The 15,687-nt window shown below is 43.8% G+C and carries 11 protein-coding genes; 4 read left to right on the forward strand and 7 right to left on the reverse strand.

Features of this window, described 5'->3' with window-relative positions; all coding sequences use genetic code 11:
- Positions 1-19: 19 nt before the first annotated feature.
- Together MAS10914_RS0102225 and MAS10914_RS0102230 are read right to left on the reverse strand one after the other, a co-directional pair.
- Positions 20-1,060: a sensor histidine kinase gene (locus MAS10914_RS0102225; RefSeq protein WP_026082284.1), complete on the reverse strand. Its 1,041-nt coding sequence runs from the start codon at positions 1,058-1,060 to the stop codon at positions 20-22.
- Between the two features lie 61 nt (positions 1,061-1,121).
- Positions 1,122-1,829: a response regulator gene (locus tag MAS10914_RS0102230; RefSeq protein WP_017314267.1), complete on the reverse strand. Its 708-nt coding sequence runs from the start codon at positions 1,827-1,829 to the stop codon at positions 1,122-1,124.
- A gap of 466 nt (positions 1,830-2,295) precedes the next feature.
- On the opposite strand from MAS10914_RS0102230, the gene pruA reads away from it, so the two are divergent.
- The 3 genes from pruA to MAS10914_RS0102245 all read left to right on the forward strand — a co-directional run bounded on the left by pruA (position 2,296) and on the right by MAS10914_RS0102245 (position 8,810).
- The gene (pruA, locus tag MAS10914_RS0102235; RefSeq protein WP_017314268.1) at positions 2,296-5,292 is read left to right on the forward strand and encodes an L-glutamate gamma-semialdehyde dehydrogenase; all 2,997 of its coding nucleotides are present in this window, start codon (positions 2,296-2,298) and stop codon (positions 5,290-5,292) included.
- A 169-nt stretch (positions 5,293-5,461) separates the two neighbouring features.
- The gene (locus MAS10914_RS0102240; RefSeq protein WP_017314269.1) at positions 5,462-5,899 is read left to right on the forward strand and encodes a GNAT family N-acetyltransferase; all 438 of its coding nucleotides are present in this window, start codon (positions 5,462-5,464) and stop codon (positions 5,897-5,899) included.
- A gap of 202 nt (positions 5,900-6,101) precedes the next feature.
- The gene (locus tag MAS10914_RS0102245) at positions 6,102-8,810 is read left to right on the forward strand and encodes a glycosyltransferase family 39 protein (protein WP_017314270.1); all 2,709 of its coding nucleotides are present in this window, start codon (positions 6,102-6,104) and stop codon (positions 8,808-8,810) included.
- 128 nt (positions 8,811-8,938) lie between these two features.
- On the opposite strand, the gene MAS10914_RS0102250 is transcribed toward MAS10914_RS0102245, so the two are convergent.
- A complete protein-coding gene (locus MAS10914_RS0102250; protein ID WP_026082285.1) occupies positions 8,939-10,570 on the reverse strand; it encodes a hybrid sensor histidine kinase/response regulator in 1,632 nt (543 codons plus the stop codon).
- 285 nt (positions 10,571-10,855) lie between these two features.
- Here MAS10914_RS0102250 and MAS10914_RS0102255 point away from each other — a divergent pair, with 285 nt between their 5' ends.
- Complete coding sequence (locus tag MAS10914_RS0102255) at positions 10,856-11,785, forward strand: cobalamin-binding protein (RefSeq protein WP_017314272.1); 930 nt, start codon at positions 10,856-10,858, stop codon at positions 11,783-11,785.
- A 73-nt stretch (positions 11,786-11,858) separates the two neighbouring features.
- Here MAS10914_RS0102255 and MAS10914_RS0102260 read toward each other — a convergent pair whose 3' ends face one another.
- From MAS10914_RS0102260 to MAS10914_RS0102275, 4 genes are all read right to left on the reverse strand, one after another.
- Complete coding sequence (locus MAS10914_RS0102260) at positions 11,859-12,155, reverse strand: protealysin inhibitor emfourin (protein ID WP_017314273.1); 297 nt, start codon at positions 12,153-12,155, stop codon at positions 11,859-11,861.
- Between the two features lie 152 nt (positions 12,156-12,307).
- On the reverse strand, positions 12,308-13,387 hold the full coding sequence (locus MAS10914_RS0102265) for a M4 family metallopeptidase (RefSeq protein ID WP_026082286.1): 1,080 nt from the start codon (positions 13,385-13,387) through the stop codon (positions 12,308-12,310).
- A 169-nt stretch (positions 13,388-13,556) separates the two neighbouring features.
- The gene (locus tag MAS10914_RS0102270; protein ID WP_017314275.1) at positions 13,557-14,282 is read right to left on the reverse strand and encodes a class I SAM-dependent methyltransferase; all 726 of its coding nucleotides are present in this window, start codon (positions 14,280-14,282) and stop codon (positions 13,557-13,559) included.
- Between the two features lie 431 nt (positions 14,283-14,713).
- Positions 14,714-15,670 carry an N-acetylmuramoyl-L-alanine amidase gene (locus MAS10914_RS0102275; RefSeq protein WP_017314276.1) on the reverse strand — a complete coding sequence of 319 codons (957 nt, stop codon included), beginning with the start codon at positions 15,668-15,670 and terminating at the stop codon, positions 14,714-14,716.
- Positions 15,671-15,687: the final 17 nt, after the last annotated feature.

Here is a 15,687-nt window from a genome sequence, read left to right on the forward strand (position 1 = left end):
ATTGTTAACTCCTATCTTCTTATGCCAACGGCAGCGAAAATCGAAACGTACTTCCTTTATCTAGCTCACTTTCTACCAGGATTTCGCCCCCCTGCAACTTAACTAGACGATGGGAAATAGCTAGACCCATTCCAGAACCACTAGGGTTGCGGACACGAGAGCGCTCTGATCGCCAAAATTGATTAAAGACAAAGGGTAGCTCCTCTAACTTAATGCCATGACCTGTATCAATAACCGCAATCCATAACTTCGGAGGTTCGCTCCAAACTCGCACTATGATAGAACCATTCGCAGTGTAGCGTACCGCATTGCCAAGTAGGTTGACCAGAATCTGCTCGACTCGCTCAGGATCAGCAGATACCAGGGGAGGATTGGGTGGGCACTCCAAACGCAACACGGGACCTTCTTCTAATAGTTGATCGCAGAACCGTTTAATTAGACAGAGCAGGAGTGGATGTAAATCGATGGGTTGAATATTGATGAGTAAATATCCCGCCTCCGCCTTAGAAAGTTCTTGTGTATCATTCACCAACCGACCTAATCGGGCTGTCTCTCTGGCTAATCGCTGAAACACTTCTGCTGATGGTTCAATCGTACCATCTGCTAAACCCTCCAGATAACCCTCCATGATTGTCAACGGTGTACGTAGCTCATGGGTTAGGTCTCCTATGAGTTCTCGACGACGCTGTTCTACCCCTTCAAGGTTGGACGCCATTCGGTTAAAGTTCATGGCAAGGCGGTTCAACTCTGGAATTTCACTCTCAGGTATACGTGCTGTCAAGTTCCCCTGGGCAAACTGCTGAGTCATTTTATCCATCTGAATGAGAGGTTGTACGATGGGCTTGGCAAACAAGTAACTCAAACCACCTCCCACGATTGCACCTATCAGTAGTGACCACCAAGCTCCTCGGTTGCAGGCTGTCTCAAACTCCTCAATCAGCGCGTTGCAAATTGCACCCAGGTCAAATCCTCGTCCTTCTAATAGCGTTAAGTGCAACCCAAACAGGTGACCCGAGAAGAACCAGCTCACTGTGAGTAGGGTACTCAACCCAACTAATATCACAACAATGTGGCACAGCAGTAATCTTGATCGCAGGCTCAACTTCCTCACACAATTCGTCCTAGATAATTGGGTCCTCAAACTTATAACCCGCTCCAATCACAGTTTTGACAAAGGTTGGATTAGCTGGGTCGGGTTCAATCTTCTTCCGTAGCCGTGCGATGTGAGTATCAACAACCCGCTCATCACCATAAAAGTCACTGCCCCAAAGTTTGTCAATCAGTTGAGTCCGATTCCAAACCCGACCTGGCTCACTCATAAATGTTGCCAGCAGTTCAAACTCCAAAGTCGTTAAGTCTAAGGGAGCCGATTGATTGGTACTCACAATCCGCCTGGCTGAGTGTTGCTCGAGATTAATGACAAAGTGTGGAGTGCGATAAATTTGACTGTGCTTACCATGACGTAGCGTCCGTCGTAGGAGTGCTCGCACACGGGCTACCAGTTCCTTTGGGCTGAAAGGTTTGACCACGTAGTCATCTGCTCCAGTGGATAAACCGATGATCCGATCAATTTCCTCACCCTTAGCCGTCAACATCAAGATGTAAGGGTCGCTACAGCTTGGTTGCTGTCGAATGCGGGCACAAACCTCCAGTCCGTCCAAACCGGGAATCATCAGATCTAAGATAATTAAGTCAGGCGGAAGCTCTTGAAACACCTGAATCGCACTTAATCCATCTCGACACTGGCGACAGGAAAATCCTTCCTTTTCTAAATACAGTTGAATTAACTGAGCAATCTCAACTTCATCCTCAACAATCAAAATCTCCATTAGCCTGATAAAGATCTTTTTTGCGAATCAGCAACCATAAACCACTTTATCAGGCTATATCAATGAAGCACGAAGTTGGAAGCCAGTTAACTAGTACGTCACGGCGTAAATAGGGCAACCATTTAAAATCCCTAAAAAGCCTATTCCATAATACTTTTGACTTTTGACTTTTGACTTTTGACTTCCGCCTTGCGGTACTAGCCTGAGCGTCAATATGCCACAACTTCGTCACAGAATTTACACATCCTTAACAAAGTTGAAAGCCAGCGCTACCGAAGCTTAACAGAGCCTTGAGGTCAGGTTGCATCGTCAACTTACTGATAGATGACATCTTTAATATTTGGCATTTTAATAACTTTTTATGTCCCTATGCTTAGGAACTGGTAGTAGCACAATTCAAAAGCCACAATAGAAGACACGGGCTATATACAATGAAGCCTTGCCTTAAATAAGGAGTCTGTTATCAGTGGTAGTACAAGTACAAAAAAGCACCTACGAAGCTAAAACCCAAGAAATCGCCAGACAGCTTCTAGCAGCAACGCAGGAGAATCGTTCGTTCTTTGGTGCGTTACGGGATCAGATGCGCTGGGATGATAAGTTACTGGCTTGGGCGATGAGTAATCCAGGGTTGCGGGTGCAGCTATTTCGCTTTATTGATACTCTTCCTGCTTTACATAGTAAACCAGAAATTGCAGCTCATTTACAGGAATATCTGGGCGATGAGTCGGTAGAATTACCGTCAGCCCTTAAGGGAATGCTGGGCTTTGCTAACCCCGATTCTATGCCAGGGCAAGTTGCTGCGACAACTGTTGGGACGGCTGTTGAGACTCTGGCGCATAAATATATTTCTGGAGAAAATATTAAACAAGTCATCAAGACGGTAGAACGACTGCGTAAAGAAAAAATGGCTTTTACCATTGATTTACTTGGTGAGGCGGTGATAACGGAAGCAGAAGCGCAGTCTTATTTGGAACGCTATCTAGATTTGATGCAACAATTGGTGCAAGCATCTAAGAGTTGGACTCCAGTACCTTTAATTGATGAAGCCGATGGACAACCATTGCCAAAAGTTCAGGTTTCTGTAAAGTTAACGGCGTTTTACTCGCAGTTTGACCCGTTAGATGCTAAAGGTAGTGAACAACGGGTGAGCGATCGCATCCGCATTCTTTTACGTCGCGCCAAGGAATTGGGTGCTGCTGTTCATTTTGACATGGAACAGTACGCTTACAAAGACCTAACTTTCAGCATCCTGAAAAAGTTGTTGATGGAAGAAGAGTTCCGCACTCGCACAGATATTGGTATGACAATCCAAGCATATCTGCGCGACAGCGAGCAAGATGCACGAGAATTGATTTCTTGGGCAAAACTGCGTGGTTATCCGATAACAATCCGTTTGGTGAAAGGCGCATACTGGGATCAGGAAACCATCAAAGCAGAGCAGAAACATTGGCAACAGCCAGTGTACAACGACAAAGCCGCGACAGATGCGAATTTTGAGACGATAACTCAGTTATTGCTAGAGAATCATCAATATGTGTATGCTGCAATTGGTAGCCATAATGTGCGATCGCAGAGCTTGGCAATAGCAATAGCTGAAAGCTTAAATGTCCCTCGCCGTTGCTTTGAAATGCAGGTTCTCTACGGCATGGGCGATAAACTAGCTTCATCGTTAGTTAATAGAGGTTATCGCGTCAGAGTTTACTGTCCCTATGGCGAACTTCTCCCAGGGATGGCGTATCTGATTCGCCGCTTGCTGGAAAATACAGCAAATAGCTCCTTCTTACGGCAAAATCTGGAAAATCGCCCCGTCGAGGAATTAATAGCACCACCAGTCATAAAAGACACGGAAAGAGAAAATAGCCCCGACTCCTCCCCTCCTCCCCTTCCCCCCTCCTCTTTCTCCGGTGCTGCTGATACAGATTATGCTGAAGAGAAGGAAAGAAATGTTGCTGCTCAAGCTTTCCAAACTGTCCGTCAGCAATTAGGAAAAACCTATCTCCCTCTCGTCAACGGCGAGTATGTCAACACCCAACAAATTATAGATTCCCTCAACCCCTCGAATTTTAGCGAGGTGGTTGGTAAAGTCGGACTCCTGAGTGTCGAACAAGCCGAACAGGCGATGCAAGCCGCGAAAACTGCTTTTCCTGGTTGGCGCAAAACACCCGCAAGACAACGCGCTGGAATATTGCGGAAAGCTGCTGACTTGATGGAACAACGTCGCGCTGAACTATCAGCTTGGATAGTTTTAGAAGTTGGGAAACCAGTACGGGAAGCAGATGGAGAGGTTTCCGAGGCGATAGATTTCTGTCGCTACTACGCCGACGAAATGGAACGGCTAGACCAAGGTTATAATTATGACATTGCTGGCGAAACAAATCGTTATATCTACCAGCCTCGGGGAATTGCTGTGGTCATTTCTCCTTGGAATTTCCCCCTTGCCATTGCTACGGGGATGACAGTTGCAGCCTTGGTTGCAGGCAATTGTACTCTCCTCAAACCTGCGGAAACATCTTCTGTCATTACGGCGAAACTAACGGAAATCTTAGTAGAAGCCGGGATACCAAAAGGTGTCTTTCAATACGTGCCTGGTAAGGGTTCGCAAGTCGGTGCTTATCTGGTGAATCACCCCGATACTCATGTGATTGCTTTTACAGGTTCACAGGAGGTTGGTTGTCGAATTTACGCAGAAGCGGCAATTCTTAAACCCGATCAAAAGCACATGAAACGCGTGATTGCTGAGATGGGTGGGAAAAATGCCATCATTGTAGATGAAAGTGCTGATTTAGACCAAGCTGTTGTTGGGGCTGTGCAGTCGGCGTTTGGTTACAGTGGACAAAAATGTTCTGCATGTTCGCGGGTGATTGTACTACAACCGATTTATGATACCTTTGTGCAGCGATTCGTGGAAGCGACGAAATCGCTGAACGTTGGGGAGGCGGAGTTACCTAGCACGCAAGTTGGACCGGTCATTGATGCTAATGCAAGCGATCGCATCCGCGAGTATATTGAGAAAGGTAAAGCAGAAGCAAAAGTGGCTTTGGAAATGCCATCACCAGATAAAGGTTATTTTATCGGTCCTGTTATCTTTAAAGATGTATCGCCAAATGCTGTCATTGCCCAACAAGAAATTTTTGGTCCAGTTGTGGCGGTGATTAGGGTGAAAGACTTTAAGGAAGCGCTAGAAGTTGCTAACGGTACTAACTACGCTTTGACTGGGGGGCTTTATTCCAGAACACCTTCGCACATTGAGATGGCGCAGGAAGAGTTTGAAGTCGGGAACTTATACATTAACCGCACCATTACGGGTGCTATAGTTGCACGACAACCGTTTGGTGGTTTCAAGCTTTCTGGAGTTGGTTCCAAGGCAGGAGGACCGGATTACTTGCTACAATTCCTAGAACCGCGTACAGTAACGGAGAATATTCAGCGTCAAGGTTTTGCGCCAATTGAGGGAGCAGATTAAACCACAGATGAACACAGATGTAGGCGTAAGCCGTGCGTAGGCTACACAGATATCTGTGTTTATCTGTGATTCTAAATATTTAAGATATCAGCAATCGAACCGCCAAGACAAGCCAGCGCCGTGTGGGGGTCTCTCCCCATTGAGGCGACTGGCGTACTAAGAGACTTAAATGAGTGATTTAATTGTGAGAATTGCTAATTGGCATGAAGAATGTCCTGCTATTAAAGCAATCAGAAAATCTGTTTTTCAGGAGGAACAAGGGGTAGACTCAGCTTTAGATTTTGATGGTCAAGATGAAACATCTGAACATTTGATTGCTTCTTTAAATAAGGAGTATGTGGGAACAGCGAGGATTAAATATTTGGATGAGACAACTGCAAAAATAGAAAGGCTTGCTGTTTTGCCTGTAGCTAGAGGGTATGGTGTTGGCAAGAAAATGATGGAAAAGGCTTTGGAAGTTATAGATAGCAAGAATATTTCAGAAGTTGTGATTAATGCCCAAGAGTATGTGAAGGGTTTGTATCAACAGTTGGGTTTTCAGCAAGAGGGAGAGGTTTTTGAAGAAGCTGGCATTCGCCATGTGAAAATGACGAAGAAATTGAGGTAGGTTTAGAATAAACCTCTTGCACTATTCAAATTGATGAAAATAAAACCACAGATGCACACAGATAATTTATCTGTGTTAATCTGTGTGCATCTGTGGTTCTAAATATCCTGAAATCATACTTTTAACACGTCTAATGTATTGGTTTGTAGTAGCGCTTAAGCGCAAATATAAACCTATTCGCGATTAGCACTCTTCCCTGATCATGAGCAATCACAAATATAAGCGAAATAAATATAAAAACCTACTGATACTTAGCATAATTTGGCTGTTAGGGGCGTTGTGCGATCGCATCTGGTTTGCCCTGGATCACTCCATTCCCGCTTGGGATCAAGCAGATTATTTAACTGGTACTTTAAACTATTGGCAAGCATTGCACAATCCCCAGTGGTGGAACCAAGAGTGGTGGCATGGCTTTTGGCTAATATCTTCCAAAATACCGCCCTTAACTTACATAGTGACAGCGATTGTTCAGTCTATCTTTGGCACTGGACCAGATCAAGCAACGCTGGTCATGCTGTTGTTCAGTGCCATTTTACTAGGTTCAGTCTATGGGTTGGGCAAAGTTCTGTTTAGCGAATCTGTGGGTTTATGGGCTGCTGCACTATGCCAACTTTTACCCGCTTTTTATCTGCTTCGTCTAGATTTTTTGCTCGATTATCCCCTTGCAGCAGTTGTGACTTTGAGTTTCTTTTGTCTGACTGTTTGGCGGGGGAGAAGAGGAGGGGGAGAGGGGGGGAAAGGGAGAGGGGGGGAAAGAGGAAATAGTCAGTTACTCCTCCACTCGGACACTCCCCCACTTCCCCCCAACCCCAACGCCAGTCCGCTCAAGTCGGGAGACCCGCCCACGCGGCTGGCTCCTCCGTGGGAACCCCAAAGCCCCCCATCTTCTCTTGTCTGGGCGGTGGCGTTTGGCTTATCCTTGGGATTGGCTTTGATGGTGAAGCAGACAGCGTTGTTGTTTCTGTTGACACCGATAGTGTGGGTTGGGGTGGGGGCGCTACGTCATCGATGTTGGGGACAGTTAGTACAACTTCTTGGCGGTTTGTGCTTATCGGTGTTGGTTTTTGGTCCCTGGTATCGTACAAATTGGCTGATCATTCTCACTTCTGGTAAGCGGGCGACAGTTGACTCTGCAATTGCTGAAGGTGAAGCACCACTGAACACACTGCAAGCATGGACTTATTACTGGCATCAACTACCCCATCAAGTCTCTCTTCCTTTGTTACTAGTACCTATATTTGCATTACTACTCTATTGGGGTCGATCAGGACTCAAAAATAAGGACGGGGGGACAAGGGGACAAGGAGAATTCGCCTTACCCCCATTTGTCTCAGAAGCATCCTCACTCAAATGGTTGACGATATTTTTGGTGGGTGCTTATTTGCTGTCATCTTTGAACATAAATAAAGATGAGCGCTATGTGTTGCCATATTTACCTGTTGTATCAGTATTTTTGGCTTACGGATTGACGCGTTTTTCTAGTCTGTGGGGACGACGTATCCGCTCGTGTACTATTGGTTTGGCAGCAATACTAATGTTGTTTAACTTATTCCCAGTAGGAGGTGTTATCGGCGGTTGGGTGACACAAACTTTGAGTCCTCAGGCTCAACGTTATCCTTATATGAAAGCAGAGTTACCCCATCAGCAGGTGATTTCCCAAATTATCCAAACAGAACCATATTTACGTTCAACTTTGGGAGTCTTGCCATCGACAGTAACAATGAACCAACACAATTTGAATTATTACGGGGCACTCCAAAATTTTCAAGTTTATGGGCGTCAGGTAGGAACTAGCAAAAAGTATCTCAATCAGGATGCGCGATCACTGTCGTGGTTCCTCACCAAAACTGGCAAGCAAGGGTCAGTGCCAGAAGCCCAAGCTGCTATGATACAGATTGTAGAGCAAAGTGGCGATTTCCAGTTAAATAAGTCCTGGAACTTGCCCGACGGCAATTTGCTCAAGCTTTATCATCGACGAACCCCAACGGTAGAGGTAAAATCAGTTGGTAAGATAGGTATCTCACCCCGTATTGCCCTTTCCAAAGTTACAGTACCAGAAAAAGCTCTGCCAGGAGTTCCAGTCCCTGTCACCTACGAGTGGTCTGGTTCCTGGGATGAACTACAACACGGGTTAGTACTGCTGACTTGGCACAGAAACTCTCAGCAAAGTAGGGGCGAACAACCGTTCTCCCCTACTGATAGTTGGGTACATGACCACGGCATTGCAATGGGCGATTTGCACCCTGGTGCAAAACAACCTGAAGGTACATTTCAGGTGATTGAAAGGATGGCGATGTTGCCTCCTGCTGTGGCATCAGGAACCTACACCTTAGAAGCAATGTATCTCAACAGACTGTCAGGAGAAACTTACCCCATCCCAGTGCCAAAAGTAACAGTGCAAATCGACTCCCAAGCAAATGCCACACCAGCACCAGAATTGGATTTGGTGACTCAATTAGAGACTTTAGGTGCTCATTTAAGCAAAGGGACAGAAGCATTGAGTCAAATATTTGAGGAGATAGGGCGTATAAATCAATACGATCCAATTCAGGATTATTTGGTACAAGCGCAACTCACTTTGGAATATCGATTACAGCGTATTAGCCCATATCGGGATTGGGCTTATGCTTTAGCTTTAGCAAACGTTTTGCAGCAACGGGTGGATGGTGCGATCGCATCTCTAAAACAAGTCACTCAATTAGACTCGCAAAATCCCTACGCTCACGCCTACCTAGCGTTTGTTCAACTCTACAACTGGCAGCCAGCAGCAGCCCAAAAATCTCTCGAACCTAGTTTAGCCAAAAATCCCAATTTACCAGAATTTAAAGCTCTTTCAGGAGTTGCTGCCCTTATGCAAGGAAATTTAGTTAAAGCATGGCAGGATTTATCAGTCTTGATTCATAAAACATAATGAATAAGAAAGACCTCAGAACAGTATATTTTTTTATATAGAACCACAGATAAACACAGCTGCACACAGATAATTTGTCGGTGTGCATCTGTGTTTATTTTTAAAGATAATTGACTTTTGCAAGAAGTCTAATAGACATAGCGCATCAGTATTGATTCTATTTGGACAATACCAATTGGTTTACTAAGACAGTCGTTAGCGCCCGCTTGCTTGAAGCGTTCACACTCACCAGCCCTTGCCTTTGGCATCATCATCACTATTGGCAAATCTTGTAAATCTGGATGTTGTCGAACCCTATTCAACACATCCCATTCGGGGCTGTTTTCTACTAAGTCTATATCCAACAAAATTAAATCTGGCTGCTGCTCCTGCACCCTCTCCCAAAAATCATTCCCGTTACCTATCCGCTCAACTTGATAGCCAATTGTCTGAAGATAATCTTGCAACATTACGGCACTTTGTTCCTCATGTTGTGCAAGCAAAATGCGTTTGGTTTTGGGAGTGATTGGCACAGGAGCACAACAGAAAGATTGCTCATTCTCCCCTGCTTGCTTTTGAGGGTCATTTGGCAGAAATAAAGTAAACTGACTTCCTTGTCCTAAAGCTGATTCCACTGTAACATCTCCACCATGCAACCGCGCTAACTTGCGTGTTAACGCTAATCCCAAACCAGTGCCTTCGTACTGACGATTGAGCTTGCTGTCGAGTTGTTTAAAAGGTTCAAATAAAAATTGAAACTGACTTGAGTCAATACCAATACCCGTATCTATCACTGTAAACGTGATGCCCTTCGGTACTTTTTTGACTTCTAGCAACACCTGACCAGCTATGGTAAATTTAATAGCATTGGTCAGCAAATTGAGTAACATTTGCTTAATTCGTCGCTCATCAGCAAGACAAACATCTGCTTTTTCATCAATGACTGTTGTGAGTTTCAAACCTTTTTCAGTAGCGCGATCGCGAACTGTCGATATGACGTAATCACACAACTCTTGCACTTGCAAAGACGAGAGAAAGAGTTCTTCTTTGCCTGCTTCTACTTTAGATAGGTCAAGAATATCGTTGATGAGCGCCAGCAGATGTTCCCCACTACCATAAATACAATTTACATACTCCCTCTGCTTGTCATTAAGAAAGCCGACCATTTCTTGTTGCAGCAACTGTGACAAACCCATAATTGCGTTTAGAGGGGTTCGCAATTCGTGGCTCATGGTTGCCAAAAATTCACTTTTTGCTCTACTCCCAGCTTCAGCCGCTTCTTTACTTTCATGTAGTTTTGACTCTATTTGCTTGCGTTCTGTAATATCCCTGAGCGCTACGACCTGAATTTCTTGTCCTTGGAAAAGAATGACTTTTCCTTGCAGTTCAACCGGAAAAGTCGAACCATCTTTTCTGAGTAAAACTCCTTCATATGGCTTTTCATAACCAGAAAGAATATTTTTTCTCATCAACTCTTGTGATTCCGGGGTAACAAGTATAAACCCGTTTTTACCAATCAATTCTGCAACTTCATAACCAGTCATTTTTGTTAAGTTATGATTAGCATCTAAAATAATTCCGCCATCGTGTACCATGATTCCTTCAAAAGATGCTTCAGACAGATAACACCATCGATCTTCTCCATCTAGCAAGAACGATGATGAAGGAAAATCGAGCGGCAAATCTAGCTTTTGAGAACTTCCGTCCTGTTCGATAGAACCCATTTCTTGGCTTTTATAGCAGTTCTCACCCGAATGAAGTACACGTTTATCTGTATTCATCTGCGTAGCCTACGGCACGGCTTACGCCTACATCTGCGGTTCCTTAACTCTTAAATGTATTACACCCAATAAAAAATTGCTATATAATACACTGCTTACTGGTGAATTCGTTCCTTTTCCCAACGTTGACGCTGCTGCTTGTGAACTGCATTAGTCATTAGTCTTCTTGCCCCACAACCCGATCTCTCCATCTCCCTCCACTCCATTCACTGACCTAGAGAAAGATTCCTAAGTTGGCGAATTTTGCGAAAATTAAACTATTTGCGGCTGTTATGGAGGTGGAGAATGACAAATGGCAGTTTAAGAATTGTCTCCCTAATTCCAGGTGGAACGGAAATTGTAGCAGCATTAGGGTTGACCAATGCAATTGTCGGGCGATCGCATGAATGTGATTATCCCCCAGAAATTCAAGACCGTCCTGTTTGTACTCAAGCACGCATAAACAGCAATTCCCCAAGTGGCGAAATTCACGATAAAGTTAACAATCTGTTGCAATCTGCCCTCAGTATTTATCAAATCAAAACAGATGTTTTAGAAAAATTACAGCCTACTCACATCGTTACCCAAGACCAATGTGATGTTTGTGCTGTTAGCTTAAAAGAAGTTGAAGAAGCAGTTGCCACCCTCACCAATAAATCATCTCAGATTATTTCCTTACAGCCAAATATTCTTCAAGATGTTTGGGAGGATATTCAGCGAGTGGCTAATGTCTTTGGGGTGGACTCACGACAGGTGATAGAAAACTTAGAAGCTCGGGTGAAAATAGTAGACCAAAAAACACAAGGTCTTTCCCAAACAGAACATCTTCCGACCGTTGCTTGTATCGAGTGGACTGACCCTTTGATGGTTGCTGCTAATTGGATTCCTGAACTAGTAACCTTAGCAGGAGGACAGTCACTCCTTAGCGTAAAAGGTCAGCCTTCTACTCCTTTGAAGTGGGAAACTCTCTTTTCTAGCGATCCAGATATCATAGTTTTTATGCCCTGCGGCTTTGATTTAAATCGTACTCGTCAAGAAGCTCAGTTGTTAAGTCAACGTCCAGAATGGCAAGAATTGCATGCTGTGAAAAGCGGCAGAGTTTACATTACTGATGGCAATGCCTATTTCAATCGTCCAGGTCCACGACTCGTAGATTCCCTAGAAATTTTGGCAGAAATCCTGCATCCAGAAATCTTTCAATACGGATATAAACAAAAGGCTTGGGAACTGTTGTAAAAAAAGAGAAGAAATGAAGATAAAAAAGATTTTGCCTTTTTCTAAATGAAACAAAAAAGGCTTTTTTCATTCTTTATTTCTTCTCTCTTTTTTGAAGCCATTCAATGAGAGGTCTTAATGTTCCTGGCAGTGCGGTCTCACTCACAGTAACGGTGTGTTTTCTCCCTTCGTCTTCTACCGTTAGCCTATACTGAAAGCGGTCAGGCTGACTTGTAGAGGCTGTTATATTTTCGGGTAAATTGAAGAAATTTGCGGCTTCTACCAATTGGGGGAGTAGGTCGGCTTCGTTTGCTGAAATATTTGCCGTATCTACAGTTTTTGTCCTGCTTATCCCAGCAAAACCACCTGTGCGTTCAAATGATATCCGCATTTTCTGAGTTTCCGTCTTGCTATCTTTTTCAAGAAATAGTAAAAACTGGGAGGATAATATAATAAGTCCCAGTTTAGCAAGAAAAGATAATAGTGAATTATGAATTATGAGTCATTAAAAGTTCCATAATCTATAATTCATAATTCATAATTTTAAAGAACTCCTACCTTTTGCCAAGCGTTCTGCACGGCTTTGTGTTCTTTACTCCCTTGACCGTAGAGTTCTCCAGCCACTTTGAGGGTTGTATCAGCAGCCCGTTTAAAATTGGCTTTGGAACGCAGGCGATCGCGTAAAGTTATATACCAGATTTTCCCGGCTTTTTCCCAAGCATAACCGCCAATCTCCATTGCGGCTAGGTAAAAGGCGTGGTTAGGAATACCTGAGTTGATATGAACTCCGCCATTATCGTCCGTACCAGTGTAGATGTCTTTCCTATGCGCTGGTTGGGGGTCTTTACCCAATATAGGGTCATCGTATGCTGTCCCTGGTGCTTTCATTGAGCGAACACCCATGCCTTTAACCTCAGATGCTAATAGACCTTCCCCAATGATCCAATCTGCTTGCTCCGCAGTCTGATTTTTGACTCGTTGTTTGACTAGAGAGCCGAAAACGTCAGAAAATGACTCATTAAGTGCCCCAGCTTCTCCAGAATATATGAGAGCGGCTTCATACTGAGTGATGCCATGTGTTAGCTCATGTGCAATGATATCTATGGACTTGGTAAAGCGTTGAAACAGTTCTCCGTCGCCATCACCATAAACCATCTGGTCGCCATTCCAAAAGGCGTTGTCATACTTTACACCGTAATGTACGGTAGAGTCTAAACGCAGTCCCTTGTCATCAATAGAATTGCGCTCAAAAATCTCTTTGAACAAGTCATAGGTTGCGCCAGCTCCATCGTAGGCTTCGTTCACCGCTTCATCTGTGCTGGGAGGGTCGCCCTCTCCACGCAGGAGCACACCAGGGAGTTCTTCACTATTTTTGGCATCGAAGATGGTACGGCGCTTCTGACCTGGGGAAACCGCAAAATTGACAGCACCTACTACGTTGCGTCGTCCGCGAAACTGTGCTGAAACATTTAATGTCCGAAATGCCCACTCACGCTGCTGGGAGTTACCATTCACTGCAACGCGTTCCAGCATATGAGGGGGGATTATACAACAGATAGGACATCTGGAGTAAAGTTGATGCTCACATTCAAACCCAACAGATTTTTTCTTTTTTCGAGCCATCTTCAAAGATGTTCTCCTTTCCAACGGCTTTACATCATAGTTCCTGTCAAGAGCGATTGTGTCATTTATTACTGTTTTGTTACTACAAATTTGATAATCTATCTTGATAAATTTAAAAAATAAGAAATAAAGCCGCGATTCATTACGAGTAAAAAGAACCACTCAATGGTTAATGACAGCGAGTCCAACCACCAAAAACTGCTAAACCGTAATTCTTCCAAGGAACTGCCACCGTCTCAAAACCAGCTTTTGTTAGCATTTGCAAATGAGCATCTAAGGTAGCAAGCTGGTCTTGATTAGAGTGTCCGTAAGTACTTGTAGTCCCAGTTTTAGCACGAATCTCTGTGAGAGTTGTTCCCTGTTGTGTCGCCCATTCCTCTCGTACTGCCTTGTAAACTTCTGCTAAGGCAGGTGACTCGGGTAGAATAGGGTCTGCATTCCAAAAACAACCGCCCTCACTAAGGCTTTCACGAATTCGCTGAAATAACTTTAATTTCATCTCATCCTTGAGATGGTGAATTGCCAAGGATGACACACAAGCGTCAAATTCCCCGGTAATGCCTATTTTCTCTGGATTATTTGCCCAGTCGCCAAAATCCGCTTCTATACCAGTCCACCTTTGCTGATATCCAGCTGCGGTGATTTTACTTTGAGCAAATTGCAGCATTCGGGGTGAGTAGTCTATGGCAACGATTTGAGTATCTGGGCAACGGTTGAGTATCTTCAGACTGAGTTCTCCTGTACCGCAACCTAGTTCTAAGATGCGACGACTTGTAGAAACGAGACAACGCGTGATGACTAAAAGCATCTCATCGTATCGTGGCAACAGCTGGCGAATACCAGTGTCAAAATCAGCAGTGTCGGCAAACACTTCTCCAGGAAATAGCTGTTGCATGAGAATTTGTATCGATGGCTCACCTAATAATAATGCCTCATTTCAGGCATAGTCTTCTCAATTTTCTATTATGCAAATCCTCTCAATAAGAAAAATGTAGATAGCAGATAGCAGTAGTAAAAATATAGACCAAAATCGTAGGATTGTTTAACATGGTAGAAGACCCCACTAAATTGTGTGTGGTTGTGTGTTGTAAAACTTGGTTGCTCAATGGTCAGGAGGTTAGACCCCTCATGACCATTTTGTTTTTTTAATAAAATCAATTCAAAGCTGAAAGTAGGCAAGGCTTGATTTGTATTATGAAATATTTACGTGAAAATACTATTGTTTTTCTCAAAGATTTGTAATTATCTTTCCATATCTTTAAGCCACACTCATAGTGCAAACTCGTTGCAGTAAATCTATTTAAGGTTTTCTTGAGAAAAAGTCTCTTAATTAATTTGACTCGCCCCACGGAAGGAATGAAGTACGTTCAAAAACTTATTGAAATCAAAACTTCTAGGGTCAATTCTTTGACCAGAACGGTCTACTGTTCTATGGGTTGTAATCCTTTCATCTGGAACATTACTTTGAGCAATGAGCCAAGCAAGAGATCGGTATTGAGCTTCTGTATAGCCGCTATGAGTTTGTTCGTGATTCTCTAAACCGGAAGGCGGGGTTTCTAAACCGACGTGATAAGCAAAGTTATTCACAGACGGGGGAAGCTGAGGATGAGTCTTCACAGTTTCTGAACCAAGGGGTCCATCAAATACTGAATTAGCTGCACCAAAGGCTCGCTTTTCTGGCGGGATTATGTAAACAACTGTCCCATCGAGTGTAATCATGGTGTGGTAACTTGCTTGAACATTCTCATCGTCGTGAGGAGTTTGAAAAAAATTAAGGACACTGGACGCAGGTGCAGCGGTTTCATGAAGCACAATGATTGGTTGATTGTTGATAGGTGTACCATAAACGTCTGTGGTAAAACGCTCTCCAAAGTTAGTTGGATTCGCCCAAGAAATCTCGTATCTTGGTCTGTAAGCCCTAAAAGCCGCAGTGGTCTTGACTGGGTTATTGGGAGTCTTTTGGGCTTTGCTCTTTGGGTTTTTCTTCTGTTGAGGTTGCGGCTTTGAATTTGGACTCGATAGAGCTGTCTGTGGATTTGGAGTTGCTGTCTTAACCTCAGGCTGTGGCTTTGAATTTTGACTCGAGAGAGCCGTCTGTGGATTTGATGTTACTGTTTTGATATCAGGTTGGAAGTCTGGATATTGACTAGAAATAGCTGTTTCTGGATTTAATGTTGTTCTGTCTTGCAAAAACTCTGCTTTTCCAAGAAGCAGCCCCAAAATAAGACCAACAAACACCAGAAAAACTACAAGCCATCCAGTTGTCTTTACTCTAAATCTCATTTTTCTAAAAATTTAAT

Source organism: Mastigocladopsis repens PCC 10914 (assembly GCF_000315565.1).
In the GTDB taxonomy this organism is placed as follows: Bacteria; Cyanobacteriota; Cyanobacteriia; order Cyanobacteriales; family Nostocaceae; genus Mastigocladopsis; species Mastigocladopsis repens.

What these genes read in the sequence shown, in the direction of transcription:
- MAS10914_RS0102275 (WP_017314276.1), bottom strand. Translation starts at nt 15,670, where the DNA reads ATGAGATTTAGAGTAAAGACAACTGGATGGCTTGTAGTTTTTCTGGTG.
- MAS10914_RS0102230 (WP_017314267.1), bottom strand. Translation starts at nt 1,829, where the DNA reads ATGGAGATTTTGATTGTTGAGGATGAAGTTGAGATTGCTCAGTTAATT.
- MAS10914_RS0102270 (WP_017314275.1), bottom strand. Translation starts at nt 14,282, where the DNA reads ATGCAACAGCTATTTCCTGGAGAAGTGTTTGCCGACACTGCTGATTTT.
- MAS10914_RS0102265 (WP_026082286.1), bottom strand. Translation starts at nt 13,387, where the DNA reads ATGGCTCGAAAAAAGAAAAAATCTGTTGGGTTTGAATGTGAGCATCAA.
- MAS10914_RS0102245 (WP_017314270.1), top strand. Translation starts at nt 6,102, where the DNA reads ATGAGCAATCACAAATATAAGCGAAATAAATATAAAAACCTACTGATA.
- MAS10914_RS0102250 (WP_026082285.1), bottom strand. Translation starts at nt 10,570, where the DNA reads ATGAATACAGATAAACGTGTACTTCATTCGGGTGAGAACTGCTATAAA.
- MAS10914_RS0102260 (WP_017314273.1), bottom strand. Translation starts at nt 12,155, where the DNA reads ATGCGGATATCATTTGAACGCACAGGTGGTTTTGCTGGGATAAGCAGG.
- MAS10914_RS0102240 (WP_017314269.1), top strand. Translation starts at nt 5,462, where the DNA reads ATGAGTGATTTAATTGTGAGAATTGCTAATTGGCATGAAGAATGTCCT.
- MAS10914_RS0102255 (WP_017314272.1), top strand. Translation starts at nt 10,856, where the DNA reads ATGACAAATGGCAGTTTAAGAATTGTCTCCCTAATTCCAGGTGGAACG.